This is a genomic window from Streptomyces sp. NPDC031445 (assembly GCF_055581365.1).
Genome location: NZ_JBVIJO010000002.1, coordinates 107,152 through 131,486 on the forward strand (window position 1 = coordinate 107,152; position 24,335 = coordinate 131,486).

The window sequence follows — 24,335 nt, forward strand, 5'->3', positions numbered from 1 at the left end:
CGCCACGACGGCGCGGCACACGCCCGACAACCTCACGCGACCGGTCGCACCGCGTTCAGTCCGGCCCCGGCCGCCGGGAGATCCCCAGCAGCAAAGGCCCCGTCGGCTCGGCGACGAGCTCCCCGATGGTGACGGAGTCCAGCGCGGCGAAGAACGCCTCCTGGGCCCCCCGCAGAGCGCCCCGCAGGCGGCAGCCGGAGCGCAGGGGGCAGGCCGCCGTCCCCTGCGTCCCCTCGCAGTCCACCACGTCGCCCTCGCCCTCGAAGGTCCGCACGACCGCGCCCACCGACGCGGTGCGGCCCCGCTCCGTGAGCGCAAGCCCGCCGCCCCGCCCGCGCCGGGCGTCGACCAGGCCCAGGTGCTGGAGTTCGGCGACGACCTTCGCGGCGTGCGTGTAGGGCACGTCCATGTCGGCGGCGACCTGACGGGTCGTGGGCGTGGCGTCGGCGACCGCGAGTCGCATCAGGACGCGCAGGGCCAGGTCGGTGGAGCGCAGCAGCCGCATACCGCGAGGGTAGATAATGCGCATCCCCGCTTCAAATTTCCGGTTCCTGTGCCCTGCCCACGTCAAGCGCGGCCCCGCCGCATTACGATCAGCGGGCCCCACCGTCCACGTCCCCTTCCGCAGAAGGACACGCCTCATGGGTTCCGGCAAGAACAGCAGCACCGCGGCGCGCAAGGCGCGCATCGAGGAGATGCGGCGCGCCGAGCGTGCCCGCGAGCGCCGCAACCGGGTGCTCACCATCGCCGCCAGCGCGGTGGTCGTCGTCGGTCTCGTCGTCGGCGGTGTGGTCCTGGTGAAGACGCAGAACGACTCCGGCAAGGACCAGGCCACGCCGAGCGGCGACGCCAAGGGCTCCGGGGACTCCGGGAAGTTCACCACCGGCGCGGACGGGGTGAAGACCTGGTCGGGCAAGCTGTCCCGGACGCACGTGACGACCAAGGTGTCGTACCCGATGCACCCGCCGGTCGGCGGCAACCACAATCCGGTCTGGCTGAACTGCAACGGCGACGTCTACACCAAGGCGGTGCCCGAGGAGAACGCCGTGCACTCGCTGGAGCACGGCGCGGTCTGGGTGACGTACACCGGCAAGGCGGCCAAGGCCGACGTCGACGCGCTCGCGGCGAAGGTGAAGAAGACCCCGTACTCGCTGATGAGCCCGTACGAGAACCAGGAGGCCCCGCTGATCCTGTCGGCGTGGGGCCACCAGGTCGCGGTGAAGAGCGCCAAGGACCCGGAAGTGGACAAGTTCTTCGCCACGTACGTGCAGGGGCAGCAGACGCCCGAGCCGGGCGCCTCGTGCACCGGCGGGGTCATGAAGTGAGGCGGCAGCACGTGGGCTGGGTCGCCGGAACCGCGGCGGCGGTGCTCGTCGCGGCCGGCGCGATCACCTACGCGGTCGCCGAGGAGGCCGGCGGACCGGATGCGAAGACGCCGGGCGCACAGTCGGCGGACGCCGGGTTCGCCCGGGACATGGCCGTCCACCACCAGCAGGCCGTCGAGATGTCGTACATCGTGCGCGACCGCACGAAGGACGAGGAGGTGCGGCGGCTCGCCTACGACATCGCGCAGACGCAGGCCAACCAGCGCGGCATGCTGCTGGGCTGGCTGGACCTGTGGAACCTGCCCAAGGTGTCCGCCGACCCGCCGATGACCTGGATGGGCATGGGCGGCATGGCCTCCGGCAAGGACGGCGCGCTGATGCCGGGGATGGCCACGAACACCGAGCTGAAGAAGCTCGGGTCGCTCAGCGGCAAGCAGGCCGAGGTGCTCTACCTCCAGCTGATGACGGCCCATCACAAGGGCGGCATCCACATGGCCGAGGGCTGTGTCGCCAAGTGCACGGTCGGCGTGGAGAAGCGGCTCGCGCAGGGCATGGTCGACGCGCAGCAGTCGGAGATCGAGCTGATGGCCGGAATGCTCAAGGAACGGGGCGCGCAAGCCCGTTCGTAACACCGCCGTAAGGATGAATCGGTCAAACCGCCCCGCAGGGCGGTTACTTGAGCTTCTCTTGACTTTTACGTTCCCCTTGCATGAACGGTTCATCGCAAGAGTGGCCCCCATCGTGTGATCCACTCGTCGGCCGACACCGCCGCGGGCCGGCGCGCGCCTCCACGACGTGCCAACCACTACATGCATGCGAACCGCATCGCAGGGGGTTCTATGAGATCCAACCGCGCCACCGTGCGCGCCGGTGTGAGCATGGCAGCGACACTGCCCATGATCGCCGGTGCGCTGGCGCTGGGCATACCCGCGGCACACGCCGCGGACAGCCCCGCTCGTGACGTACTGAAGGGCACCAAGCCGCTGTGGGCCACGGCCAAGGCGGACAAGGGCGCGACCTCGGACAAGGCCCAGGTCAAGGCCCGCGTCTACCTGGCCGGCCGGGACGCGGCCGGACTCGCCGCCTACGCCAAGGCGGTGTCCGACCCCAGCTCGCCCCTGTACGGCAAGTACCTCAGCGCCAAGAAGGCGCAGGCCCGCTTCGGGGCCACCAAGGCCCAGGTGGCCGCCGTCACGTCCTGGCTGAAGTCGGCCGGCCTGACGGTCACCGCGGTCACCCCGCACTACGTCGCCGTCTCCGGTGACGTGGCCGCCGCCGAGAAGGCGTTCGGCACCCAGCTGCACAACTACGCCAAGGGCTCCAAGACCTACCGCGCCCCGGCGCGCACGGCCTCCGCCCCGGCCGCCCTGAAGGGCGCGGTCCTCACCGTCACCGGCCTGGACAACGCCCCGCACAAGGCGAACCACGACGACCAGCTGCCGCCCCCGGACGCGGTCTTCAAGAACGCGGGCCCCTTCTCGTCGTACTACGGCTCGAACGTCGCGACGACGCTCCCGGACGCCTACGGCCGGAAGATCCCGTACGCGATCAAGGGCTACACCGGCGAGCAGCTGCGCGCGGCGTACGGCGCCGGCACGTACACCGGCAAGAACGTCCGCGTCGCGATCACCGACGCGTACGCCTCCCCGACGATCGCCTACGACGCCGGCAAGTACGCCGTGAAGAACGGCGACGCGGCCTGGAAGACCGGCCAGCTGCACCAGGTGCTGCCGAAGAACTACACCAAGACCGACGAGTGCGGGGCCGCCGGCTGGTACGGCGAGGAGACCCTGGACGTCGAGGCGGTCCACGCGGTCGCGCCGAACGCCGACGTCACCTACGTGGGCGCGGCCTCCTGCTACGACGACGACCTGCTGGACTCCCTCAGCAAGGTCGTCGACAGCCACCTGGCCGACATCGTCTCCAACTCCTGGGGCGACATCGAGGCCAACCAGACGCCGGACCTCGCCGCCGCCTACGACCAGGTCTTCCAGCTGGGCGCGGTCCAGGGCATCGGCTTCTACTTCTCGTCCGGTGACAACGGCGACGAGGTCGCCAACACCGGTGTGAAGCAGGTCGACACCCCGGCGAACTCCGCCTGGGTCACCGCGGTCGGCGGCACCTCACTGGCCGTCGGCAAGGGCGACAAGTACCAGTGGGAGACCGGCTGGGGCACCGAGAAGGCGTCGCTGTCCCCCGACGGCAAGAGCTGGGTCGGCTTCCCCGGCGCGTTCACCTCGGGCGCGGGCGGCGGCACCAGCAAGACGGTGCCGCAGCCGTACTACCAGAAGGGCGTCGTCCCGAACGCGCTGGCCACGGCCAACAACGCCGCCGGCAACCGCGTCGTCCCGGACATCGCGGCCATCGCCGACCCGAACACCGGCTTCCTGGTCGGCCAGACCCAGACCTTCCCCGACGGCACGGAGCAGTACAGCGAGTACCGCATCGGCGGCACCTCGCTGGCCGCGCCGGTCATCGCGGCGGTCCAGGCCCTGGCCCAGGAGGCCCGCGGCGGCAAGCCCCTCGGCTTCGCCAACCCGGTGATCTACGCCAAGTACGGCAAGAAGGGCGTCTTCCACGACGTCACGGACAACCCGACGGGGTCGGGCCTGGCCGTGGCGCGCGTGGACTTCGCCAACGGCCTCGACGCCGCGGACGGTCTTCTCACGTCGGTCCGCAGCCTGGGCAAGGACAGCTCGCTGTCCGCGGTGAAGGGCTACGACGACGTGACGGGGGTCGGCTCGCCGGCCAACGGGTACGTGGAGTCGTTCCGGCAGCGGTAAGTCGCCGGATTCGTCGTCCCGCTGACGGGGCGTGGGGTGCCGGGCACCCCACGCCCCGTTCGCGTCGCTGGTTACGCGGACTTGAGCGCGGCGACGAAGGGGGTCCAGGCGGCGGGGGCGAGGAGGAGGACGGGGCCGCGGGGGGTTTTCGAGTCACGTACGGGGATGACTCCGGGGATGTTGTCGGCTACCTCGACGCAGTCCCCGCCGCCCGCGTTGCTGTAGCTGCTCTTCACCCAGAGCGCGTCACTCAAGTCGATCCGCTTGCTTGCCATTTCGGTAATCCTCTGCCGCTGATTTGATCATGGCCAGGGACGCCTTCGGCGATAGTGCGACGGCCCTGAGCTGATCGTACGACCAGCGGTACTGCGCCACGAGGGTCGGATCATCGATGGTGTCACCGCTGTGTAGCGCCTCCGTGTAGAACAGCGGCGGGGCATCGGCAAAGGTCATGATCTTCGCCGGACCAGTCATGAGCGGATGTGCACCGACCTTCCGCAGGATGAGCTGCGGAGTGATCCGACGACGTTCAGCCAACTCCACGATGCGGTCGAGCTGCTCCGCCATCTCGGGCGGCGGCAGGATCGGGTCGGTGATCAGCGACTCGTGCAGGATCGCCCAGTACCCGGGGGTGCGGTGATCCAGATCGAAAAGCTCGGCACGGGCCATTCGGCCGCTGACCTTCTCCTCGACCTCCTCGTCAAGGGACAGCGGGAAGCCCGCCAAGATCACGGCTTGCGCATAGGCCGCAGTTTGAAGCAGCTCAGGAATGAGGATCGGGCACCACTCCTCGATGGTCAGGGCATACTTCTCGGCCTCCAAGACCTTCTCGAAGTACGCGGCATGCCCGCCCCTCTTGGCCATGCGCACATCCTCGCAACGGCGCTCGAAGAAGCCGTCGGTCCGGAGCACACGATCCGCGTGGCGAGCCAGATCGATGGGCATCCTCCGCTCCCCGTGCTCGATGTCGCTGAGGTACGTCTTGCCGTAGAAGCTGCCCTCAAGGAACGCCTCCAACGACAGGCCGGCCGCCTCCCGCTTCCACCGCAACTCCTTGCCGTAGAAGGTCGGGACGCTCATCGAGCCGTCAATGTCCTTGCCCCGAGCCACCGCTCACTCTCCTCCGCTGCCCTGGTCGCGAACGCGAAACCTCTTCCACGGTAGCGAGCGCGGCGACAGTCTGTGAGGCGTTCGTCACACACCGCACAGAAGGTGCCGCCGCTCATGTCCGACCGCTCCCCCACCGCCTACGACGTCACCCTCTGCGTCGAGGAACTCCGCGCCGCGCTCGCCCTGCACGGCATCACGCTGCCCTCGCTCCGGGTCGACCTGCCGGGCTTCGCGGGTACGTACCACCCGCCCGCCGGACTCGTCACGCTCGGGAACTGCAACACGGCCACGGCGCGGGCGCTGGCCGCCGCGCTGAGGAAGGCGGCGGCGCAGTGACGACGTCGCTGGAACTGCACCTGCTGGCCACGGCGAAGGCCGCGCCGGAACTGCGCCACCACCTCCGTGGGCACGGCTTCGACGTCCGCCTGTGTGCGACGGAGCTGTTGACCAACGTCATCGACCACCTCGGCGAGGGAACACCGGTGACGGTCCGGGTCGGGGGTACGGCGGTGGGACGTACGCGGATCGAGGTGACCGATCCCGACCCGCGCGCGTTGCCCGTCCTGCTGTCGGCAGGGGAAACGGCCGAGTCGGGGCGGGGGCTGGCGCTCGTGGACGCGCTGGCCGAGCGGTGGGGCGTGGTCCAGGGGCCGGACCGGAAGACGGTGTGGTGCGAGCTGAGGAGCTGAGGCGGGCGCCGCGGGGGCTTGCGGGGAGCGGGGCTCAGTGCTGGACCGGGAGTCCGGGGCAGTGGCGCCGCATCGCTTCCAGGACCGCTTCCGGCGGCACCGGCAAGGTGTTCGCGGCCATGTTGGCCGGGCCGAGGCCGAGCCGCGCGTTCGCGGGCGCGGTCCTGCGGACGAGCTGGGGCGCTCGCGCCAGGTAGGCGTCCGGATCGTGCAGCACCAGCTCGATGAACCGCTGTGAGGTGGTGCGCACCCGCTGCTCCCGCATCCGCACGGCGGCTATCTCGTCCCAGCCGAACCGGCCCAGGCTCACGTGTTCCACGCCCGCGTCGTCCAGCACCAGCTCCGGTCGGTCACGGAGCAGGCGCCGGATGAAGCTCACCGAGCAGAACCCGAAGAACAGGACGGCCAGCGCTCCGGCCACCGTCATCTTCACGGTGCTGTGAGCGACCAGGAAGACGATGCCCAGGGCGACGAAGACCAGCGAGCCGGCCAGCATCGCCCACACACGTCCCTTGGCGAGCGGGAAGACCGTCGGGGACAGGGGAGCCGCTTTTTCGTTCACGGGCCCAGACGATAGGACCAGGACCCTCGCCGGCGGAACCCTTCCCGCGAGGGGCACCTTGGCGGCACGGGCCCCTCGCCGCCCTCAGCGGTACAGCGCGTCCTCCGTCTCCGGCACCCGGGACGCCACCACCCGCCCCACCGACGGAGTCTCCCGGCGGCGGTCCACCGCGTACGCCACGCTCGCCACGCCCAGGCCCAGGACGGCCAGGGCCGCTCCCGCGAGCGCCGGGGACGTCGCGCCGAAGCCGGCCGCCAGGGCGAGGCCGCCGATCCAGGCGCCGCCCGCGTTGGCCAGGTTGAACGCCGCCTGGTTGGCCGAGGAGGCGAGGGAGGGGGCCGCCGACGCCTTCTCCATCACCATCAGCTGGAGCGGGGATCCGGTGACGAACGCCGCCATGCCCAGCAGGGCGACCGCCAGGGCCGCGCTCCACTGCGCCCGCATCAGCAGGGGGAAGAGCGCCAGGACCGCGCCCAGGGACACCAGGCCGCCGAAGAGGGTGGCGCGCAGGGAGTGGTCGGCGAGCCGGCCGCCGAGCAGGTTGCCCGCCGTGGCGCCGACGCCGAACAGGGCGAGGAGCAGGGTCACGCTGGAGTCGGCGTAGCCCGCCGCGTCCGTCAGCATCGGGGTGACGTAGCTGTAGGCCGCGAAGAGCGCGCCGAAGCCCGCCACCGTCGTACCGAGGGCCAGCCAGACCGGTACCGACTTCAGGGCCGCGAGTTCGCCGCGCAGGCCCGTCGACGTGGCCGCGTGGTTCCGGTCGTGCGGGATCAGCAGGGCCAGGGAGGCGATCGCGGCGATGCCGATCACGCTCACTCCCAGGAACGTCGCCCGCCAGCCCAGGTGCTGGCCCATCAGGGTGGCGACGGGGACGCCCGCGATGTTGGCGACGGTCAGGCCGAGGAACATCAGGGACACCGAGCGGGCCTTGCGCTCCGGCGGGACCATCGCCGTGGCGACGACCGCGCCGACGCCGAAGAAGGCGCCGTGCGGCAGGCCGCTGAGGAAGCGGGCGGCCAGCAGGGAGCCGTTGCCGGGGGCGAACGCCGACAGGGCGTTGCCCGCCACGAACAGGGCCATGAGGGAGATCAGGACCGTGCGGCGGGACATCCGCGCGGTCAGCGCGGCCAGCAGCGGGGCGCCGATGACGACGCCCAGCGCGTACGCCGAGACCAGGTGGCCGGCGGCGGGGATCGAGATGTGCAGGTCGTCCGCGACGTCGGGCAGGAGGCCCATCATCACGAACTCGGTCGTGCCGATGCCGAAGGCGCCCACGGCGAGGGCGAGCAGGGCCAGGGGCATGAGGGACCTTTCAGAGAGCGCGGTGCCGTACAGGTTCAGTCTCGCGGTATGTTCCTGGACGGAACAAACTCTCTCAGGTCCAGTATTCCGGCAGGTTAAGACCCTGTGTCGAGCTTCACACGGGCCGCTACGGGCAGGTGATCGCTGTTCGTGCGCGGCAGCGTCCAGCTCTTCTCCGGCTCCACGCCCTTCACCAGGATCTGGTCGATGCGGGCCATCGGGAACGACGCCGGCCAGCTGAAGCCGAAGCCGCTGCCCGCCGCGCCCTGCGTGGAGCGCATCTGGGAGGTGACGCCGTTGAGCGCGCGGTCGTTCATGGTGCCGTTCAGGTCGCCGAGCAGCACGACCTGCTTCAGGGGCTCGTCGGAGATGGCCTCGCCGAGCGCGTCGGCGCTCTTGTCCCGCTGCCGGGCGGTGAACCCGGCCTCCATCTTGACCCGCACCGAGGGCAGGTGGGCGACGTAGACCGCGACCGGGCCCCTGGGCGTCGCCACGGTGGCGCGCATCGCCCGCTTCCAGCCGAGCTTGATGTCGACGGCGTGGACGCCGGTCATCGGGTACTTGCTCCACAGCCCGACCGTGCCGACGACCGCGTGGTACTTGTACGTCGACGCCAGCGCCTTCTCGTAGACGGGTACGGCGGAGGCGGGCAGCTCCTCCAGGGCCAGTATGTCGGCGCCGGACGCGGCCACGCCGGTGGCGGTCGCGGCCGGGTCGGGGTTGTCGGCGTTGACGTTGTGGGTGGCCACCGTGAGGTCGCCGCCGGCGCCGGACTTGTCGGTCAGCAGCCCGCCGAAGAGGTTCAGCCAGACGATCGCCGGGAGCAGGATCACGATCAGCGCGGTCAGCGACCGGCGGACCAGGGCGAGGACCAGCAGCACCGGGACGGCCAGGCCCAGCCAGGGCAGGAACGTCTCGGTGAGCGAGCCGAGGTTGCCCACCGCGTTCGGCATGTGGGCGTGCAGCAGCATCACCAGGGCGAGCAGCAGAGCCAGCACGGCGAGGACGAGGCCGCGCCGCCAGACGCCCGAATCGTTCCGCCACCCGGTGAAGAGGCGGTGCGCCAGGCGTCGGAGCCGGGATCCCGGTCGCTCGGGCTCCGAGCCGTCGCCCACCGTCTCCGTCATGTACGCCTGCTGCGCCATACCGTCTGCCTCACTGCCTGCCGTGCACACCGTTCGCCCCCCGTGTTCTTCCGACCCTAGGGGATGATCGGCTCCGTTCCGCCGTCCCATGACGGCCGTACGGAAGACGAGGACGAACGAGCCGGGGCCGCGAGTTCCGGTGACCCCCGGGGTGCGCGGGGTCTGTGACGAAACGCGCACATTAGTGCTACGGCACCGTGGACCTGACGGGGCGTAGGCCGTCCAGGACCGCGTCGACGATCTGCTCCGCCAGCCCCTCGGGCAGTTCGGCGTCGGGGCGCATGACGGAGCGGACGAGCATGGGGCCGACGAACATGTCGTTGGCCAGGTCCAGGTCGACGTCCGCGCGGATCTCGCCGTTCGCCTGCGCGCGGCGCAGCAGGTCAAGGGCGAGGTCGCGGCGGGGCGCTATGACGCTGGCGTGGTACGCCGCCCAGATCCGCGGGCTGCTCTTCATCTGCGCGTACACGTTGTGCAGGATCGCCGAGGAGCGGCTGACCAGGCCGCGCCGGCGCAGGGACTCCAGCAGTACGACGAGGTCGTCGCGCAGGGAGGTGCCGGGGAGTTCGGGGTCGGGGGGCTCGGCGGCGCGCACGACGTCGACGAACAGTTCCTCCTTGCCGCTCCAGCGGCGGTAGATGGTGGCCTTGCCGACCCCGGCGGTGCGGGCGACCCGCTCGATGGACAGCTCGGCGAGGGGCACGCCCTCCTCCAGGAGCTTCATCACGCCTTCCAGGATGGCGCGTTCCACCGCTTCGCTGCGCGGCCGGCCGCGCGCGGGTCCGTCCGGACGCGGTCGGCTCTCGGCAAGGCTCACGACGATCCGTCCTCTCACTGTGCTGCGGGGATTGTCCCGCAGCCGCCTCCTTCCCCCGTGGAACCCCGCGCGTGCCTCATTCCCCCGCGGCGACCAGCTCCGGCTCCTTGTCCTGCCGCCGGCCGGCGGGCGGCTTGCCCGGCAGGAACAGGAAGGTCACCACGGCGCCGACCAGCGCGACGCCCGTGCCGCACAGGGCGGTGACGTGCATGGCGTGCAGGAACGCATCGTTGGCGGGGGTGACCAGGGCCTGGCCCCGCGGGCCGAGCTTCTCGGCGACGCCGAGGGTGGCCTCGATGGACTCGCCGGCCGTCGCGCGCAGGCCGGGTGGCAGCAGGCCGAGCTTGTCCTCGATGCCGTTGCGGTACGAGGTGGCGAGCACCGAGCCGAGGACGGCGATGCCGAGGGCGCCGCCGACCTGGCGGAAGGTGTTGCTGAGCGCCGAGGCGGAGCCGGCCTTCTCGCGGGGCAGGGCCTGCATGATGACGACCGAGGTCGGGGTCATGATGTGCGCCATGCCGGTGCCCATGAGGAAGAACACGACCTCCAGCAGCCAGATCGGCGTGTCGGCCTGGAAGGTGGCGAACGCGGCCAGCGTCGCCGCGATCAGCACCAGACCGCCGGTCGTGGTGGCCTTGTTGCCGAACCGGTCGACCAGCAGCCGGGCCCGGGGCGCGAAGATCAGCTGGGCGGCGGCGAGCGGCAGCATCAGCACGCCGGACTCCAGCGGCGAGTAGCCGCGCACGCTCTGGGTGTAGAAGACGCCGAAGAACGTGACGCCCATCAGCGCGAAGAAGACCAGCGCGATGGCGCTCATGGCGGCCGAGAAGACCTTGTTGCGGAAGTAGGTGACGTCCAGCGACGGGTGGTCGCTGCGCTTCTCGAAGACGACGAAGGCGGCCAGGACGACGAGGCCGGCGACGATGGTGCCCAGCGCCTTGGCGTCGGTGAAGTCGGCCAGCTCGCCGCCCTTGATGATGCCGTAGACGAGCAGCACGAGGCCGACGACGGACAGGACCACGCCGATGGGGTCGAGGCGGCCGGGCCGCGGGTCGCGGGAGTCGGGCACCAGCCAGGCCATCAGGACCAGCGCGACGATCACGATGGGCACGTTGACGAGGAAGACCGAGCCCCACCAGAAGTGGTCGAGGAGGGCGCCGCCGGTGATCGGGCCGATGGCGATGGCCAGACCGACGCCGCCGGCCCAGATGCCGATGGCCTTGGGCTGTTCCTCGCGCTCGAAGACGTTCATGAGCACGGCGAGGGTGGCGGGCATGACGAAGGCGGCACCGAGGGCCATCACCGCGCGGTAGGCGATCAGCTGGCCGGGCGAGCCGGACTCGGCGGCGAGCGCGGAGCCGATGCCGAACACGAGGATGCCGCCGAGCAGCACCTTCTTGCGGCCGAGCCGGTCGCCGACGAGTCCGGCGGTGAACAGCAGGCCGGCGAAGACGAGGGTGTAGGCGTTGATCGCCCACTCGATCTGGCTCTGCGTGGCGCCGAGGCCGGTGGGCGCCGGGGTGGCGATGGTCTTGATGGCGACGTTCAGGATCGAGTTGTCGAGCACCACGATCAGCAGGCTGAGCATGAGCACGCCGAGGATCGCCCAACGGCGTCGGTGTACCGCTTCCGGTATTCGGGAGGCAGGGACGGGACTTGTCATGTGTCCGAGCCTACGATCATTCCGATACGGAACCGTCTCGTATCTTATTTCTTTACCAAGGCCTTACGCGGTTCGGCTCACACGGGGGTACCCCTGGCCCCGAATGGCACGAGGTGCCACCATGGAGTCGATCCGGGGACGCCGTCAGGGCGCCTCGAGATGACTGAAGGAGCCGTTGCCATGACGCAGCTTTCGGCTGCCCAGAACAAGCCCTCCGACGGCAGCAAGGCGCTGTACGGGGGCCTCTACGGAGGAAAGGGCACCCGCCGCATCACCGTCCGCGACATCGCCCTCGCCAAGGAGCGGGGCGAGAAGTGGCCCATGCTCACCGCGTACGACGCGATGACCGCGTCCGTCTTCGACGAGGCCGGCATCCCGGTCATCCTGGTCGGCGACTCGGCGGGCAACTGCCACCTCGGGTACGACACCACCGTCCCCGTCACCCTCGACGAGATGACCATGCTGTCCGCGGCCGTCGTACGCGGCACCACTCGCTCCCTGATCGTCGGCGACCTGCCCTTCGGCTCCTACCAGGAGGGCCCGGTGCAGGCGCTGCGCTCGGCGACCCGGCTGGTGAAGGAGGCCGGGGTCGGCGCGGTCAAGCTGGAGGGCGGCGAGCGGTCGCACGAGCAGATCCGGCTGCTGGTGGAGTCCGGCATCCCGGTCATGGCCCACATCGGGCTGACCCCGCAGTCCGTCAACGCGATGGGCTACCGGGTGCAGGGGCGCGGCGAGGAGGCGGCACAGCAGCTGCTGCGCGACGCCAAGGCCGTGCAGGACGCGGGCGCGTTCGCGGTGGTGCTGGAGCTGGTCCCGGCGGAGCTGGCGGCCGAGGTGACGCGGGTGCTGCACATCCCGACCGTCGGCATCGGCGCGGGACCGGAGACGGACGCGCAAGTCCTGGTCTGGACGGACATGCTCGGGCTGACCTCCGGCCGGGTCCCGAAGTTCGTCAAGAAGTACGCGAACCTGCGTGAGGTCATGGGCGACGCGGTCAAGGCGTTCGCGGAGGACGTGGTCGGCGGGACGTTCCCGCTGGAGGAGCACTCCGTCCACTAGACCACTGCGGCACCACCGGGCAGCCCGCCGATCGTCCCCCGTCGGCGGGCTGCCGCCGTCTTTTGCGCCTAAGCCGGCGCCGCTCTCGCGGATGTGGTGCTCGCCGTCGTGGTTGCTCAATTGATGGTCGCGGTGCTCGTCGGGGATGTGTCGGTGATGTCGGCCGGCTGCCGGCGGGTGTCGGTCGGCTGTCGGCGGGTGTCGGTCGGCTGTCGGTCGGCTGTCGGTGGTTTGTCGGTGGGGGCTGGCACTGTCATCGGCATGACACGCATCGACGACAACCCCGCCGGCGGACGCTCCGCCGTGACCGTACGGGGACTGGTCAAGCACTACGGCGAGACCAAGGCGCTGGACGGTGTCGACCTGGACGTGCGCGAGGGCACCGTGATGGGTGTGCTCGGACCGAACGGCGCCGGCAAGACCACCCTCGTACGCATCCTGTCCACCCTCATCACCCCCGACGCCGGGCAGGCCACGGTGGCCGGCTACGACGTCGTACGGCAGCCCCGCCGGCTGCGCCGGGTCATCGGCCTCACCGGCCAGTACGCCTCCGTGGACGAGAAGCTCCCGGGCTGGGAGAACCTGTACCTGATCGGCCGGCTGCTGGACCTGTCCCGCAAGGACGCCCGCGCCCGCGCCGACGAGCTGCTGGAGCGGTTCTCGCTGACGGAGGCGGCCAGGCGGCCCGCGGGCACGTACTCCGGCGGCATGCGGCGGCGGCTGGACCTGGCCGCGTCCATGATCGGCCGGCCCGCCGTGCTGTACCTGGACGAGCCGACCACCGGCCTCGACCCGCGCACCCGCAACGAGGTGTGGGACGAGGTGAAGGCGATGGTCGGCGACGGCGTCACCGTGCTGCTCACCACCCAGTACATGGAGGAGGCCGAGCAGCTCGCGTCCGAACTGACCGTGGTGGACCGGGGCAAGGTCATCGCGAAGGGCGGGATCGAGGAGCTGAAGGCCCGCGTCGGCGGACGCACCCTGCGGGTGCGGCCCGTGGACCCGCTGGAACTGGGCCCGCTCGCCACGATGCTGGACGAGCTGGGCATCACCGGGCTCGCCACGACCACCGTGGACACCGACACCGGGACCCTGCTGGTGCCGATCCTCAGCGACGAGCAGCTGACGGCCGTCGTCGGCGCGGTCACCGCGCGCGGCATCACGGTCTCCTCCGTCACCACCGAACTGCCCAGCCTGGACGAGGTGTTCCTGTCGCTCACCGGCCACCGCGCCAGTGCCCCGCAGGACGCCACGCCCGCCGACGACCGTCAGGAGGTCGCCGTATGACCGCCGCCACCCTGTCCCCGGCCGCGCCGAAGGCCGACACGCCGATCCCGCTGCGCGCCCATCTGCGCCACACCGGCGCGCTGATCCGCCGCAACCTGCTGTGGATCCGCCAGGACCCGGAGTCGATGTTCGACGCGATCCTGTTCCCGGTCGTCTTCACCCTGCTGTTCGTGTACGTCTTCGGCGGCTCCATCGGGAAGTCCCTCGGCGGCGGGCAGGACCAGTACGTCCAGTACGTCGTCCCCGGCCTCATGGCCATGATGGGCATGAACATGGCCCAGGGCGTGGGCACCGGCTTCAACCAGGACTTCAACTCCGGTGTCATGGACCGCTTCCGGTCCCTGCCGATCGGGCGCGGCTCCGTGCTCTTCGCGAAGATCGCGGTGGAGCTGATGCGGATGCTGTTCGCGACCCTGGTGCTGCTGGTGGTGGCCCTCCTCGTGGGCTACGACATCAACAGCTGGAGCGGTCTGCTGGCCTCCGTGGGGCTGTCGGCGGTGTTCGGCTCGGCGCTGATGTGGGTGTTCCTGACCCTCGGCGTGGTGATGAAGAACGCGCAGTCGGTGCAGGCGATGGGCTTCCTGGTGCTGATGCCGCTCCAGTTCGGCTCGTCGATCTTCGCGCCGACCTCCTCGATGCCGGGCTGGCTCCAGGCGTTCACCGACTACAACCCGCTGTCGTCGCTGGCCGACACCGCGCGCGGCCTGATGGAGGGCGGCCCGGTCGCGCACGACCTGTGGGTGACGCTGATCTGGTCGGTCGGCCTGACCGCGGTCATGGCCCCGGTCGCCATCCACAAGTTCCGCACGAAGAGCTGACGCCTCCCGGTGCTCAGAGCAGGGCGGTGGCCTCCGCGAGGGAGAGGCCACCGCCCTCGGCGTACGCGGCCTCGTACGAGACCGGGTCCAGCGCCTCCCGGATCCGCGCCTCGGTCATGGCGTGGCACCGCCGCTCCACGTCGGAGGGGATGTGGCCGGGCGGCAGCAGCGCGTCGGCGGCGCCCAGGCAGCGGGCGGCGTCGAGGGCGCGGCTGCCGCCGTCGGCGCGGGCGAGGGCCATCGCCGCGGTGGTGAGGCAGATGGAGTTCAGGTGCGGGTTGAGGGCCTCGGACAGCGGGTCGGTGGCGAGACGGACGGCCCTGCGGACCCGGGAGAGGGCGTCCTCCGTGCGCTCGTCCACGGCGTCCACCCATGCCTCCTGGGAGGTGATCAGCGCGTCGAACACGACGAAACGCGCGAGGGTGACCTCCTCGCGCGTCAGCCGGAGCTGTTCGCGGGCCTCCGCGGTGCGGCCGGTCAGACTGAGCCAGCCGGCGAGGAAGAGCCGCGCGAAGGGCACGGCCTCGTTGTGGACGCTCCCCTCGTCCATGGTGACGTCGCGGAGCATCCGCTCGCCGCGTTCGTTCTCGCCGGCCTGCACGAGCACGCTGCCGAGCCGGGCGCGGAGCACGGCGACCTGGGCGCGGGCGCCGAGGCGTTCGGCGTGTTCGATGGCGGCCTGGTAGTCGGCGGCGGCCTCGCGGTGGGCGCCCTTGCGTTCGTTGGCCTCGCCGCGGGCGGACAGGGCCTCGGTGGTGCCCCAGGCGTCGCCGAGCCGGTGGTAGATCTCCAGGGACTCGTCGGCGTCGCGGGTGGCGTCGCCCGCCCAGGAGCCCCGGTTGGCCAGGAGGTTGGCGCGCAGGTGGAGGGCGCCGGCCAGCTCCCACTCGTAGCCCGGGGTCTCCCGGCAGGTCCGCACGTTGGCGTCCACGATGGTGCGCACCTGATCGGCGCCGCCGGTCAGCAGCCCGGCGAAGAACCACAGCATGCCCGGGGGCCGGCAGGTCTGCGGCAGGCCGGGCTCGTAGACCTGGGTGACGACACGGAGCTTCGCCGCCGCCTCGGGGGTCTGCCAGAGGTCGATCTCGGTGTCCATGCACGCCAGATGGGCCAGATGGACCCCGCGCCGGGCCTCGGCGAGGAGCTCTCCGGTGTACGGGGGCGGGGTGTCGGTGCAGCGCTGCCACACCGGTTCGGCGCGGCGGACCGGCTCGGTGAACGGGTCGGGGCCGAGCGCCATGACCTCCCGGCACCAGGTGCGGATCTCGATGCGCTGGTCGCGCATCTGCCAGAACCAGAACAGGGACAGCACCAGGCACAGGCACTCCTGTTCGTCGCGCTGGGCGACGGCGTGCCGGAACGCGGTGCGCAGGTTCTCGTACTCCAGCTGGAACCGGTCGATGGCGGCGCGCTGCCCGGAGCCGCGCAGCAGCGGGTCGGAGGTGCGGGCGAGTTCCCGGTAGTAGGTCAGGTGGGCGCGCTGGGCCCGCGCGCGGTGGCCGGTCTCGGCGAGGCGTTCGGCGGCGTACTCGGCGACGGTCTCCAGCAGCCGGTAGCGCATGCCGCCGTCGGCCGCCGGGGCGGCCACCACGAGGGACTTGTCGACCAGGGAGCCGAGCGCGTCCAGGGCGGCCGGCCCGCACACCGCCTCGGCGGCGGCGAGGTCGCAGCCGCCGGCGAACACCGACAGCCGGGCGAGGACGTCCCGTTCGCCGGCGTCCAGCAGGTCCCAGGACCAGTCGACGACGGCTCTGAGGGTCTGCTGGCGGGGCAGCACGGTGCGACTGCCGGAGGTGAGCAGCCGGAAACGGTCGTCCAGCCGGTCCGCTATCTGACGAGGCGTCAGCATGCGCAGCCGGGCCGCCGCCAGCTCGATCGCGAGGGGCAGTCCGTCCAGGCGGCGGCAGATCTCGGCGCACGCCTCCGGGTCGTCCTCGACCCGGAAGCCGGGGCGGGCCGCCGCGCCCCGGTCGGCGAGCAGCCGCAGCGCGACCGGCTCGGGCAGCGGCTCCACGGGCCGGACCAGCTCCCCCGGCACGCCGAGGGGTTCCCGGCTGGTGGCGAGGACGGTCAGCTCCGGGCAGCGGGCCAGCAGGTGCTCGGCGAGCCGGGCGGCGGCGTCCACGACGTGCTCGCAGTTGTCCAGGATGATCAGCATGCGGCGCCGGGCGCAGTGCTCCACGAGCCGTTCGACGGGGTCGCCGTGCCGGTCGGAGACCGCGCGCATGCCGTCCACGCCGGCGCCGTGCAGCACGGTCTCGCGGGCGCCGATCGCGGTGAGCACGGCCTGCGGTACGGCGTCCGGGGCGTCCACGGGGGCCAGCTCGGCGAGCCACACCCCGTCCGGTGCGGTGTGCCGTACCGCCTCGGCGGCCTCCTGCGAGAGCCGGGTCTTGCCGGCGCCGCCGGGCCCCAGCAGGGTGACCAGGCGGGCCGTCGCCAGGTCGGCGCCGATGGTCCTGAGGTCGGCCTCCCGGCCGACGAAGGAGGTGAGCCGGGCGGGCAGGTTGCCCGGCCGGGCCGCGGGAGCCCGCTCGGCCGGTTCCTCCCGCAGCAGTTCGGCGTGCAGGGCACGCAGTTCGGGGCCGGGATCGGAGCCGAGCCGGTCCGCGAGGAGGCGTCGTACGTCCTCGTAGGCGGCGAGTGCCCGGGCGGGGCGGCCGGTGTCGCGCAGGGCGCGCAGCCGCAGCGCCTGGAGGGGCTCGTCCAGCGGGTGGCTGTCGCACAGCGCGGTCAGCTCGGGCAGCGCCCGCTCGGCCTCGCCGAGGGCGAGGGCGGCGGTGTGCCGGGCGCGCAGGGCGTCGAGCCTGCGGGTCTCCCAGCGGGCCGCCTCGGCGGTGCGGTCGGGCAGGTCGGCGAGGGCGGGGCCGCGCCACAGGGCGAGGGCGTCGTCGAGGACGGCGGCGGCCTTGGCCGGGTCGCCGTCGGCGAGGGCGGCGAGGCCGTCGCCGGTCAGCCGGTCGAAGCGGACGAGGTCGACGTCGTCGGGCGTGGCGCTGAGCCGGTAGCCGCCGTCGGCGGAGACGACGGCTGCGGCGCCGAGGGTCCGGCGGAGCCGGCCGACGAGCGCCTGGAGAGCGCCGGTGGCGTCGGCGGGCGGGTCGGCGCCCCACACCTCGTCCACCAGCACCCCCGCGGGCACGGTCCGCCCGGCCCTGAGCGCGAGCACGCTCAGCAGGGCGCGCAACCGCGCCCCGCCGACCGGGACGGCCGTACCGTCGGGACGGATCGCCTGAGTGGTGCCGAGCAGCCGATAGCGCACGGGGTCCATTGTCCCTGGGGACCACCGGGCGCCGCTCGCGGGTCTCAGATGCGGATGAACTGGGAGGAGTCGAGGACGAGGGTCTGGTCGGCGACGGGGATCTTGATCTGATCCCCGAAGACGCCGGACTCCTGGTGCTGGTACTCGCCGTCCTCCGGGCGGGTCAGCAGGGTCCAACGGCCGGCGAGCACGTCGACGACGAGGTAGGCGGGGATGCGGCGCAGAGCATAATGGCTCGGCTTGGTGTTGTAGCCGCGGTTCTTGCTCTCCGGTGAGACGACCTCGACCACGAAGGGCAGCAGCTCTTCGCTGATGTCGCTCTTGTCCGTCTCGACCAGCTCGCGCGGAATCGCCGTGGCATCGGGTTCGGGCCTGTAGCCCTCCCGGGGAGGGACGACCGAGAACTCGCTCGTCGCCACCCAGCCCGGCAGCCGTTCTTCGATCTGGTTCTCGATGCGCCGCTGAGTCGCCCTGTGCGCGTAGGTGACCGGTACCAAGGTGAGACCATTCCTCGTCAGGCGGAGGCGCGCGCTCTTCGGCACATGAATGGCGTCCTGGACAAGCTCGACCCAGCCCTCGGCGATCGTCATGGCCACCTCCTCAGTCGACTCGATGACAGCGTAACGACTAGCAGGAACCTCCGGCCGCTCGCAGGACGTTTCCCCGCGATCACCGGTACGGTCGATCCCGGCCCGCCCGACGCGACCCGAGGAGCTCTTCCCCATGACCACCGCCACCACCCGCCGCGGCGATCGGCAGATCAGCCCGGTGTTCGTCGGCATCCTGGCCGTGACGGCGGTGACCGGCTGGGCCACCTGGAGCGGGTTCGCCGCGCAGCCGGGCGTCGCGGTGTTCCTGTTCGTGACGGCGGCCTGGATCGTCTCCCTGTGCCTGCACGAGTACGCGCACGCCCGCACCGCCCTGCACAGCGGGGACATCACGGTCGGCGCGAAGGGCTACCTCACGCTGAACCCGCTGAAGTACACGCACGCGCTGCTGAGCATCGTGCTCCCGGTGCTGTTCGTGATCATGGGCGGGATCGGTCTGCCCGGCGGCGCGGTGTTCATCGAGCGGAGCCGCATCCGGGGCCGCTGGCGGCACAGCCTGATCTCGGCGGCGGGCCCGCTGACGAACGTGCTGTTCGCGGCGGTGTGCACGGCCCCGTTCTGGCTGCACGCGCTGGACGGCGTCCCCGCCGGCTTCCGGTTCGCGCTGGCGTTCCTCGCGCTGCTCCAGGTGACGGCGGCGCTGCTGAACTTCCTGCCGGTGCCGGGCCTGGACGGCTACGGGGTGATCGAGCCGTGGCTGTCGTACAACGTGAAGCGGCAGGTGGAGCCGTTCGCGCCGTTCGGGCTGCTGTTCGTGTTCGCGCTGCTGTGGCTGCCGTCGGTCAACAGCGCGTTCTTCGACGTGATCGACTCGGTCATGCGGGCCCTGAACGTCGACGACGTCTCCCGCTACTGCGGCCAGGACCTGTACCGGTTCTGGCGGGGCGCCGACGAGTACTGCTCCGCGGTCAGCCCGTGACGGACCCGCCGCGGGCCGTCCTGCCGCGCTTGACGTAGTACCAGGTCATGTTGGAGGACAGGCCCGCCAGCAGCACCCAGACGATGCCCAGCCAGCTCCCCTGCACGAAGGAGACGACCGCCGCGGCCACCGCGAGGAGGCAGACGACGAGGGTGTAGAGGGCGAGTCGCCGGGTCGGGCTGGGCGGGGGCAGGGGGGGCATGGGGGTCGGCTCCGGATCCTGTCGGGGGGACACTGCTCGAGGTTCCAGTGTCCCCCATGGCCGGACACGGCCGGACCCGGCTCACACGTCGGTGACGCGGAGCCCGGCGTGTGCCTTGTACCGGCGGTTGACCGAGATCAGGTTCGCGACCAGCGACTCGACCTGGTGGGCGTTGCGCAGCCGGCCCGCGAAGACGCCGCGCATGCCGGGGATGCGCCCGGCCAGCGCCTGCACGATCTCCACGTCGGCGCGCTCCTCGCCGAGCACCATCACATCGGTGTCGATCTGCTCGATCTCCGGGTCCTGGAGCAGGACGGCCGACAGGTGGTGGAAGGCGGCGGCGACCCGGGAGTCCGGCAGCAGGGCGGCGGCCTGCTCGGCGGCGCTGCCCTCCTCCGGCTTGAGGGCGTAGGCGCCCTTCTTGTCGAAGCCGAGGGGGTTGACGCAGTCCACGACGAGCTTTCCGGCCAGCTCCTCGCGCAGCGACTTCAGGGTGTCGCCGTGGCCCTCCCACGGTACGGCGACGATCACGATGTCGCTGCGGCGCGCGGTCTCGGCGTTGTCGGCGCCCTCGACGCCGTGCCCGAGTTCCGCGGCGGCGGCCTGGGCCCGCTCGGCGGCGCGGGAGCCGACGATCACCTTCTGGCCGGCCCGCGCGAGCCGGTAGGCGAGGCCCTTGCCCTGCGGTCCGGTGCCGCCGAGCACGCCGACGACGTACCCGGAGACGTCGGGCAGGTCCCAGGGGTCCTTGGCGGGGGCCTTGGCAGGGGTCTGTGCGCTGTCGGTAGAGGTCATGGGCCGACTCTACGTCCGCCGCCGGGTCCGTACCGGCTCAGGTCAGCCGGTGTACGGGCACCCGGCGGAAGGTGATCGTCTCGTAGGCGCCGAAGTCGCCCGTCTCGTACAGGAGCCCGACGGTGTGCGGGTCGACGCGGACCAGGTCGGAGTAGGCGGCGGGCAGCCCGTCGACGGTGAACACCGGGCGCCAGGTGACGCCGCCGTCGCCGGAGGCGCGGATCGTCATCAGGGCGCGGGCGGCGGGGTCGGCCGGGGCGGAGAAGAGGAGCAGGTCGGGGTCGCGGAGCTGGAGCACGGAGGCCTCGCAGACCGGCGCGGTCAGCCCGGCCTGCGGCCGGAAGGGCTTGACGAGGGTCTTCCCGCCGTCCTCGGAGTGGGCGTCGGCGCGGTTGCCGGGTGACGGGGAGTCGTTGCGGGTGTTGAGGTAGACGCGGCCGTCGGGGAGTTCGGCGGCGGTGGTCTCGTTGACGTTGACGTAGCCGTCGGTGTTCTCGTCCAGGTAGCCCAGGTACCAGCTCTCGCCGCGGTCGTCGCTGAGCAGGCAGTGCCCGCCGTTGTACCTGGCCTCGGCACCGGTGTCGGTGCCGGTGGGCGGCAGGGTGTGGTTGGCGGGGACGAGGACGCGGCCGGAGGCCAGCTGGAGGGCGTGGCCGGGGGTGGTGGCGTACCAGCGCCAGCCGGGCTTCTTCACCTGCTGGGTGATCTCCCTGGGGCTGGACCAGGTCGCCCCGTCGTCGTCGCTGTGCTGCACCCACACGCGCCGCCCGTCGGCGTCCCCGACCTGGCCGCGCAGGATGTCGGCCTCGGTGGCGGAGGCGGCGGCGCGCACGTGCACGAGCAGGACGCGGCCGGTGTCCAGGACGACGGGGGCGGGGTTGCCGGCGAGGTTCGCGCCGTTGTCCGCTGCGACCTGGAGCGGGCCCCAGGTGCGGCCGCCGTCCGTGGAGCGTTTGAGCACGACGGCGATGTGCCCGTGGTCGGCGGCGGAGTCGACGCGGCCCTCGCAGAACGCGAGCAGGGTGCCGGAGCGGGTGGCGACGACGGCCGGGATGCGGAAGCCCGCGTAGCCCTCGTGGCCCGCGCGGAAGGGGACGGACACGTCGGTCATCGGGCGGCTCCTCGGGCGTGCGGGGCGGGCGGGGTGGCAGCCACCATCCCCGGGTCGGGCGAATTCGCGGTGAACTCGGTGTCACGAGTGCCGGGTTGCGGCAGGATGCGGTCGCATGGACGCCGTACGGGTCGCGTTGCTGCGGGAAGTGCTGGCCGGGACCGAGTGGCTGGGGGCCACCCGGAGGTTCGCGGGGGTGCTGCGCGGGTCGGTGGTGGCGCACGGCGGCGGGCTGCTGCTGGTGGGGACGCCGGAGTACGAGCCGTGGCACCTGGCCGCGCATCTGGTGGACGAGGCCGCGTGGTCGGGCACGCCCGAGCTGGCGCCGACGCTGGTACGGCATCACGCGCGCCCCTGTGATCCCGCGCATCTGGCGGTGGGGCCGGGGCGGATCGCGGCGGCGCGGCGCGGGGAGACGCTGCTGGTGGTGGCGCCCGAGGAGCCGGCGCCGCTGCTGGAGCGGGTGCACGACGCCCGGCGGGCCGGGGTGACGGTGCTGGCGCTGGGGGCGGGCGGGGGCGAGCTGGCCGCGATGGCGCATGACACGCTGGCCGTGCCCGAGGGGGCGGAGCTGGACCTGGACAGCGTGCAGCACCTGGTGAGCGCGGCGGCGGGTGAGAACGGGGGCTCTCCGAGGGCGCGCCGGGGGTTCCGGGACCGTCTCGCCCGGCTGACGGAAGCGCTGACGGCTCCGCCGCCCGCCCCGTGGTGACCGCCCCGCCCACCCACCCGGCTCGCTCGGCCAAGAGGCCCCCACCGAACGCCTCCTGACGGCGACCGGCCCCTTCCGCCCAGCAGGCGGCCCGACTTGCTCCCCCTCCCGGCCCGTCGCCGGTCCCGGCCGACGCCTTTCGGCCCGCCGGCCCTCACCGCCGGCCGACGGTCCCGACTTCCCCCACCCCGCCGGGCTCCCCCGGCCGGCCGACCGTCCCTCCCGGGCTGTCCCGGCCAGTCGCCCCTCTCGGGCTGCCGCCCCCGGACTTCCCGGGCCCCGGACTTCCCGGGCCCCGGACTTCCCGGGCCCCGGACTTCCCGGGCCCCGGACTTCCCGGCCTCCGGCCCTGCCGGCCTCCAGGGCCTCCGGCCTCGTCGGCCTTCCCAGCCCGCCGGGCTCCCAGCCCTCCGCCTCTCCCGGCCGGCCGACGGTCCCGGTCCGCCGCCCCTCCCAACACCCCGCCGGGCCCCAGCCGCTCACCCTCCACCAGCCGGCCCCGCTCCGGTCGGACCGGGCCGGGAGGAGGCCGCGGCGGTCCGCGTCCGGCACGGTGCCGCACCGGTTCGTGAGCGGCGCCGTACGGTCTCGATGCAGGGCGGAAAACCAGTTGCCCGGCGGGGCCGGGCCGTCGAGCATTCCCCGGTGAGCCGAGCCCTCCTCCCCGACCTCGCCCCCTGGAAAGCCTCCGCCGACTTCCGGCGCCTGTGGAAGTCCGGTCTGATCAGCAACTTCGGCAGCTTCCTGACCTTCGTCGCGCTGCCGGTCCAGCTCAAGGACCTGACGGAGTCCGCCGCAGCGGTCGGCGCGATCGGCGCCGTCGAGCTGCTGCCGCTCATCGTGTGCGGCCTCTACGGCGGCGCCCTCGCCGACGCCCTGGACAAGCGGAAGCTCATCGTGTGGACGGAGGCCGGCCAGGGCCTGCTCAGCGCCGCCCTGCTGCTGAACGCCCTGCTGCCCCGCCCCGCGGTCTGGCCGCTGTACGTCGTCGCCGCCCTCTCCTCCGCGCTGGTCTCCGTGCAGCGCCCGGCCCTGGACTCCCTGTGGCCCCGGATCGTCGCCCACGACGACATGCCGGCGGCGGCCTCGCTGAACTCGCTGCGCTGGACCGTCGGCGGAGTGGCGGGCCCGGCGGTCGCGGGCGTGGTCGTGGCCTACGCGGGCCTCGGCTGGGCCTACGCGGCCGATCTGCTGACCTTCGCCGTCTCGCTGGCGTACATCGCGCGGATCGCCCCCTCCCCCGCCGCCGCGGAGGCCGCGAAGCCGGACCTGAAGGCGATCGCGGAGGGCGCCCGGTACGCGTGGAGCCGCAAGGAACTCCTCGGCACCTACGCCGTCGACCTCGCGGCGATGTTCCTGGCCATGCCGCTGGCCGTGCTGCCGTTCCTCGCCGACGACCTGCACGCGCGGTGGGCGCTCGGGCTGATGTACGCGACCATCCCGGCGGGCGCGCTGCTGGTGAGCCTGACGAGCGGCTGGACCTCGCGGGTACACCGGCACGGGGTGCTGGTGGTGCTGTCGGCCGCCGGCTGGGGCCTGGCGGTGGCGGCGGCCGGGGTCTGCGGGAACGTCTGGCTGGTGCTGCTGTTCCTCGCCGTCGGCGGCGGCTTCGACATGGTCAGCGGGATCTTCCGGGCGGCCATGTGGAACCAGACGATCCCGGACGAGCTGCGCGGCAGGCTCGCCGGGATCGAACTGCTGTCGTACTCGGTCGGCCCGCAGCTCGGTCAGGTCCGGGCGGGCGGCACGGCCGCGTGGGCGGGCGTACGGGCCTCGGTCTGGTCCGGTGGCCTGGCGTGCGCGGGCGCGGTGGGGCTGCTGGCGCTGTGCCTGCCGCGGCTGATGGCGTACGACGCCCGGACGAACGAGCACGCGGTACGGATGCGCGAGCGGCGCGCGGCCGTGTCGGCGTGATCAGTCCTCGTCGGCGCCGCCCCCGGCGGGCGCGTCGTGCCAGCGCGGGTCGTTCTCCCACTGGAGGTTGCGCTCGGCCGCTCTCTCCATCGCGTGCCGGGCCTCCTCGGGGGAGGCGTACGGACCGAAGCGGTCCTTGCCCGGGCAGTCCGGGCCCTCCTCGACCTTCTTGTGTTCCAGGCAGTAGTACCACTCGCCCGGCTTGCCGACGGTGCGCTTCTTGAACAGGGCCATGACCAGCTCCTCTCGCCA

The 24,335-nt window shown here is 72.3% G+C and carries 25 protein-coding genes; 11 read left to right on the forward strand and 14 right to left on the reverse strand.

Annotated features, from left to right (window positions below):
* Positions 1-55: 55 nt before the first annotated feature.
* Positions 56-505 carry an RrF2 family transcriptional regulator gene (locus ACZ5DC_RS06750; protein ID WP_468650121.1) on the reverse strand — a complete coding sequence of 150 codons (450 nt, stop codon included), beginning with the start codon at positions 503-505 and terminating at the stop codon, positions 56-58.
* Between the two features lie 136 nt (positions 506-641).
* On the opposite strand from ACZ5DC_RS06750, the gene ACZ5DC_RS06755 reads away from it, so the two are divergent.
* The 3 genes from ACZ5DC_RS06755 (at position 642) to ACZ5DC_RS06765 (ending at position 4,108) form a co-directional block, all read left to right on the forward strand.
* Entirely contained in the window at positions 642-1,325 is a 684-nt protein-coding gene (locus ACZ5DC_RS06755) for a DUF3105 domain-containing protein (RefSeq protein ID WP_468650123.1), read from the forward strand.
* Positions 1,322-1,954 carry a DUF305 domain-containing protein gene (locus ACZ5DC_RS06760; protein WP_468650125.1) on the forward strand — a complete coding sequence of 211 codons (633 nt, stop codon included), beginning with the start codon at positions 1,322-1,324 and terminating at the stop codon, positions 1,952-1,954. The genes ACZ5DC_RS06755 and ACZ5DC_RS06760 overlap by 4 nt, the downstream gene beginning before the upstream one ends.
* 210 nt (positions 1,955-2,164) lie before the next feature.
* Positions 2,165-4,108 carry a S53 family peptidase gene (locus ACZ5DC_RS06765; protein WP_468650127.1) on the forward strand — a complete coding sequence of 648 codons (1,944 nt, stop codon included), beginning with the start codon at positions 2,165-2,167 and terminating at the stop codon, positions 4,106-4,108.
* 71 nt (positions 4,109-4,179) lie between these two features.
* Here the strand turns inward: ACZ5DC_RS06765 and ACZ5DC_RS06770 are convergent, their stop codons facing one another.
* Complete coding sequence (locus ACZ5DC_RS06770) at positions 4,180-4,383, reverse strand: DUF397 domain-containing protein (protein WP_468650129.1); 204 nt, start codon at positions 4,381-4,383, stop codon at positions 4,180-4,182.
* On the reverse strand, positions 4,355-5,218 hold the full coding sequence (locus ACZ5DC_RS06775; protein ID WP_468650131.1) for a helix-turn-helix domain-containing protein: 864 nt from the start codon (positions 5,216-5,218) through the stop codon (positions 4,355-4,357). The genes ACZ5DC_RS06770 and ACZ5DC_RS06775 overlap by 29 nt, the downstream gene beginning before the upstream one ends.
* Before the next feature lie 114 nt (positions 5,219-5,332).
* Here ACZ5DC_RS06775 and ACZ5DC_RS06780 point away from each other — a divergent pair, with 114 nt between their 5' ends.
* Together ACZ5DC_RS06780 and ACZ5DC_RS06785 are read left to right on the forward strand one after the other, a co-directional pair.
* On the forward strand, positions 5,333-5,554 hold the full coding sequence (locus ACZ5DC_RS06780) for a hypothetical protein (protein WP_468650133.1): 222 nt from the start codon (positions 5,333-5,335) through the stop codon (positions 5,552-5,554).
* Complete coding sequence (locus ACZ5DC_RS06785; protein WP_468650135.1) at positions 5,551-5,907, forward strand: ATP-binding protein; 357 nt, start codon at positions 5,551-5,553, stop codon at positions 5,905-5,907. The genes ACZ5DC_RS06780 and ACZ5DC_RS06785 overlap by 4 nt, the downstream gene beginning before the upstream one ends.
* Before the next feature lie 34 nt (positions 5,908-5,941).
* On the opposite strand, the gene ACZ5DC_RS06790 is transcribed toward ACZ5DC_RS06785, so the two are convergent.
* The 5 genes from ACZ5DC_RS06790 to ACZ5DC_RS06810 form a co-directional block, all read right to left on the reverse strand.
* Entirely contained in the window at positions 5,942-6,469 is a 528-nt protein-coding gene (locus tag ACZ5DC_RS06790; RefSeq protein WP_468650137.1) for an STM3941 family protein, read from the reverse strand.
* 84 nt (positions 6,470-6,553) lie between these two features.
* Positions 6,554-7,771 (reverse strand): MFS transporter, encoded by a 1,218-nt coding sequence (locus tag ACZ5DC_RS06795; RefSeq protein ID WP_468650139.1) that lies wholly within the window; start codon positions 7,769-7,771, stop codon positions 6,554-6,556.
* A gap of 95 nt (positions 7,772-7,866) precedes the next feature.
* Positions 7,867-8,916 carry an endonuclease/exonuclease/phosphatase family protein gene (locus ACZ5DC_RS06800; RefSeq protein ID WP_468650141.1) on the reverse strand — a complete coding sequence of 350 codons (1,050 nt, stop codon included), beginning with the start codon at positions 8,914-8,916 and terminating at the stop codon, positions 7,867-7,869.
* Between the two features lie 187 nt (positions 8,917-9,103).
* Positions 9,104-9,733, reverse strand: coding sequence for a TetR/AcrR family transcriptional regulator (locus ACZ5DC_RS06805; protein ID WP_468650143.1), 630 nt, complete (start codon positions 9,731-9,733; stop codon positions 9,104-9,106).
* A gap of 76 nt (positions 9,734-9,809) precedes the next feature.
* The gene (locus tag ACZ5DC_RS06810; RefSeq protein WP_366749302.1) at positions 9,810-11,396 is read right to left on the reverse strand and encodes an MFS transporter; all 1,587 of its coding nucleotides are present in this window, start codon (positions 11,394-11,396) and stop codon (positions 9,810-9,812) included.
* Positions 11,397-11,576: 180 nt separating this feature from the next.
* On the opposite strand from ACZ5DC_RS06810, the gene panB reads away from it, so the two are divergent.
* The 3 genes from panB to ACZ5DC_RS06825 all read left to right on the forward strand — a co-directional run bounded on the left by panB (position 11,577) and on the right by ACZ5DC_RS06825 (position 14,560).
* The gene (gene panB, locus ACZ5DC_RS06815) at positions 11,577-12,455 is read left to right on the forward strand and encodes a 3-methyl-2-oxobutanoate hydroxymethyltransferase (RefSeq protein WP_171156881.1); all 879 of its coding nucleotides are present in this window, start codon (positions 11,577-11,579) and stop codon (positions 12,453-12,455) included.
* Positions 12,456-12,716: 261 nt separating this feature from the next.
* Complete coding sequence (locus ACZ5DC_RS06820; RefSeq protein WP_468650146.1) at positions 12,717-13,742, forward strand: ATP-binding cassette domain-containing protein; 1,026 nt, start codon at positions 12,717-12,719, stop codon at positions 13,740-13,742.
* Positions 13,739-14,560 carry an ABC transporter permease gene (locus ACZ5DC_RS06825; protein ID WP_468650148.1) on the forward strand — a complete coding sequence of 274 codons (822 nt, stop codon included), beginning with the start codon at positions 13,739-13,741 and terminating at the stop codon, positions 14,558-14,560. The genes ACZ5DC_RS06820 and ACZ5DC_RS06825 overlap by 4 nt, the downstream gene beginning before the upstream one ends.
* A 13-nt stretch (positions 14,561-14,573) precedes the next feature.
* Here the strand turns inward: ACZ5DC_RS06825 and ACZ5DC_RS06830 are convergent, their stop codons facing one another.
* Positions 14,574-17,831: an AfsR/SARP family transcriptional regulator gene (locus ACZ5DC_RS06830; RefSeq protein ID WP_468650150.1), complete on the reverse strand. Its 3,258-nt coding sequence runs from the start codon at positions 17,829-17,831 to the stop codon at positions 14,574-14,576.
* 35 nt (positions 17,832-17,866) lie between these two features.
* Entirely contained in the window at positions 17,867-18,412 is a 546-nt protein-coding gene (locus ACZ5DC_RS06835; protein WP_468650152.1) for a Uma2 family endonuclease, read from the reverse strand.
* 133 nt (positions 18,413-18,545) lie between these two features.
* On the opposite strand from ACZ5DC_RS06835, the gene ACZ5DC_RS06840 reads away from it, so the two are divergent.
* Positions 18,546-19,349 carry a site-2 protease family protein gene (locus tag ACZ5DC_RS06840; RefSeq protein WP_468650154.1) on the forward strand — a complete coding sequence of 268 codons (804 nt, stop codon included), beginning with the start codon at positions 18,546-18,548 and terminating at the stop codon, positions 19,347-19,349.
* Here the strand turns inward: ACZ5DC_RS06840 and ACZ5DC_RS06845 are convergent.
* The 3 genes from ACZ5DC_RS06845 to ACZ5DC_RS06855 form a co-directional block, all read right to left on the reverse strand.
* Positions 19,339-19,551 (reverse strand): hypothetical protein, encoded by a 213-nt coding sequence (locus ACZ5DC_RS06845; RefSeq protein ID WP_468650156.1) that lies wholly within the window; start codon positions 19,549-19,551, stop codon positions 19,339-19,341. The two genes, ACZ5DC_RS06840 and ACZ5DC_RS06845, sit on opposite strands and share 11 nt — an antisense overlap.
* An 81-nt stretch (positions 19,552-19,632) precedes the next feature.
* Entirely contained in the window at positions 19,633-20,346 is a 714-nt protein-coding gene (gene npdG, locus ACZ5DC_RS06850) for an NADPH-dependent F420 reductase (protein WP_468650158.1), read from the reverse strand.
* A gap of 37 nt (positions 20,347-20,383) precedes the next feature.
* Positions 20,384-21,457, reverse strand: a complete 1,074-nt coding sequence (locus tag ACZ5DC_RS06855; RefSeq protein ID WP_468650160.1) for a sialidase family protein — start codon at positions 21,455-21,457, stop codon at positions 20,384-20,386.
* A gap of 115 nt (positions 21,458-21,572) precedes the next feature.
* Here ACZ5DC_RS06855 and ACZ5DC_RS06860 point away from each other — a divergent pair, with 115 nt between their 5' ends.
* Together ACZ5DC_RS06860 and ACZ5DC_RS06865 are read left to right on the forward strand one after the other, a co-directional pair.
* A complete protein-coding gene (locus ACZ5DC_RS06860; RefSeq protein ID WP_468650162.1) occupies positions 21,573-22,169 on the forward strand; it encodes a hypothetical protein in 597 nt (198 codons plus the stop codon).
* 591 nt (positions 22,170-22,760) lie between these two features.
* The gene (locus tag ACZ5DC_RS06865) at positions 22,761-24,083 is read left to right on the forward strand and encodes an MFS transporter (RefSeq protein ID WP_468650164.1); all 1,323 of its coding nucleotides are present in this window, start codon (positions 22,761-22,763) and stop codon (positions 24,081-24,083) included.
* Here the strand turns inward: ACZ5DC_RS06865 and ACZ5DC_RS06870 are convergent, their stop codons facing one another.
* Complete coding sequence (locus ACZ5DC_RS06870; RefSeq protein WP_468650166.1) at positions 24,084-24,317, reverse strand: hypothetical protein; 234 nt, start codon at positions 24,315-24,317, stop codon at positions 24,084-24,086.
* Positions 24,318-24,335 lie beyond the last annotated feature (18 nt).

Coding starts and splice junctions, on each gene's coding strand:
- ACZ5DC_RS06865 (WP_468650164.1), top strand. CDS start 22,761: ATGCAGGGCGGAAAACCAGTTGCCCGGCGGGGCCGGGCCGTCGAGCAT.
- ACZ5DC_RS06870 (WP_468650166.1), bottom strand. CDS start 24,317: ATGGCCCTGTTCAAGAAGCGCACCGTCGGCAAGCCGGGCGAGTGGTAC.
- npdG (WP_468650158.1), bottom strand. CDS start 20,346: ATGACCTCTACCGACAGCGCACAGACCCCTGCCAAGGCCCCCGCCAAG.
- ACZ5DC_RS06830 (WP_468650150.1), bottom strand. CDS start 17,831: ATGGACCCCGTGCGCTATCGGCTGCTCGGCACCACTCAGGCGATCCGT.
- ACZ5DC_RS06860 (WP_468650162.1), top strand. CDS start 21,573: ATGGACGCCGTACGGGTCGCGTTGCTGCGGGAAGTGCTGGCCGGGACC.
- ACZ5DC_RS06800 (WP_468650141.1), bottom strand. CDS start 8,916: ATGGCGCAGCAGGCGTACATGACGGAGACGGTGGGCGACGGCTCGGAG.
- ACZ5DC_RS06795 (WP_468650139.1), bottom strand. CDS start 7,771: ATGCCCCTGGCCCTGCTCGCCCTCGCCGTGGGCGCCTTCGGCATCGGC.
- ACZ5DC_RS06810 (WP_366749302.1), bottom strand. CDS start 11,396: ATGACAAGTCCCGTCCCTGCCTCCCGAATACCGGAAGCGGTACACCGA.
- ACZ5DC_RS06820 (WP_468650146.1), top strand. CDS start 12,717: ATGACACGCATCGACGACAACCCCGCCGGCGGACGCTCCGCCGTGACC.
- ACZ5DC_RS06750 (WP_468650121.1), bottom strand. CDS start 505: ATGCGGCTGCTGCGCTCCACCGACCTGGCCCTGCGCGTCCTGATGCGA.
- ACZ5DC_RS06855 (WP_468650160.1), bottom strand. CDS start 21,457: ATGACCGACGTGTCCGTCCCCTTCCGCGCGGGCCACGAGGGCTACGCG.
- ACZ5DC_RS06825 (WP_468650148.1), top strand. CDS start 13,739: ATGACCGCCGCCACCCTGTCCCCGGCCGCGCCGAAGGCCGACACGCCG.
- ACZ5DC_RS06770 (WP_468650129.1), bottom strand. CDS start 4,383: ATGGCAAGCAAGCGGATCGACTTGAGTGACGCGCTCTGGGTGAAGAGC.
- panB (WP_171156881.1), top strand. CDS start 11,577: ATGACGCAGCTTTCGGCTGCCCAGAACAAGCCCTCCGACGGCAGCAAG.
- ACZ5DC_RS06780 (WP_468650133.1), top strand. CDS start 5,333: ATGTCCGACCGCTCCCCCACCGCCTACGACGTCACCCTCTGCGTCGAG.
- ACZ5DC_RS06845 (WP_468650156.1), bottom strand. CDS start 19,551: ATGCCCCCCCTGCCCCCGCCCAGCCCGACCCGGCGACTCGCCCTCTAC.
- ACZ5DC_RS06840 (WP_468650154.1), top strand. CDS start 18,546: ATGACCACCGCCACCACCCGCCGCGGCGATCGGCAGATCAGCCCGGTG.
- ACZ5DC_RS06755 (WP_468650123.1), top strand. CDS start 642: ATGGGTTCCGGCAAGAACAGCAGCACCGCGGCGCGCAAGGCGCGCATC.
- ACZ5DC_RS06765 (WP_468650127.1), top strand. CDS start 2,165: ATGAGATCCAACCGCGCCACCGTGCGCGCCGGTGTGAGCATGGCAGCG.
- ACZ5DC_RS06835 (WP_468650152.1), bottom strand. CDS start 18,412: ATGACGATCGCCGAGGGCTGGGTCGAGCTTGTCCAGGACGCCATTCAT.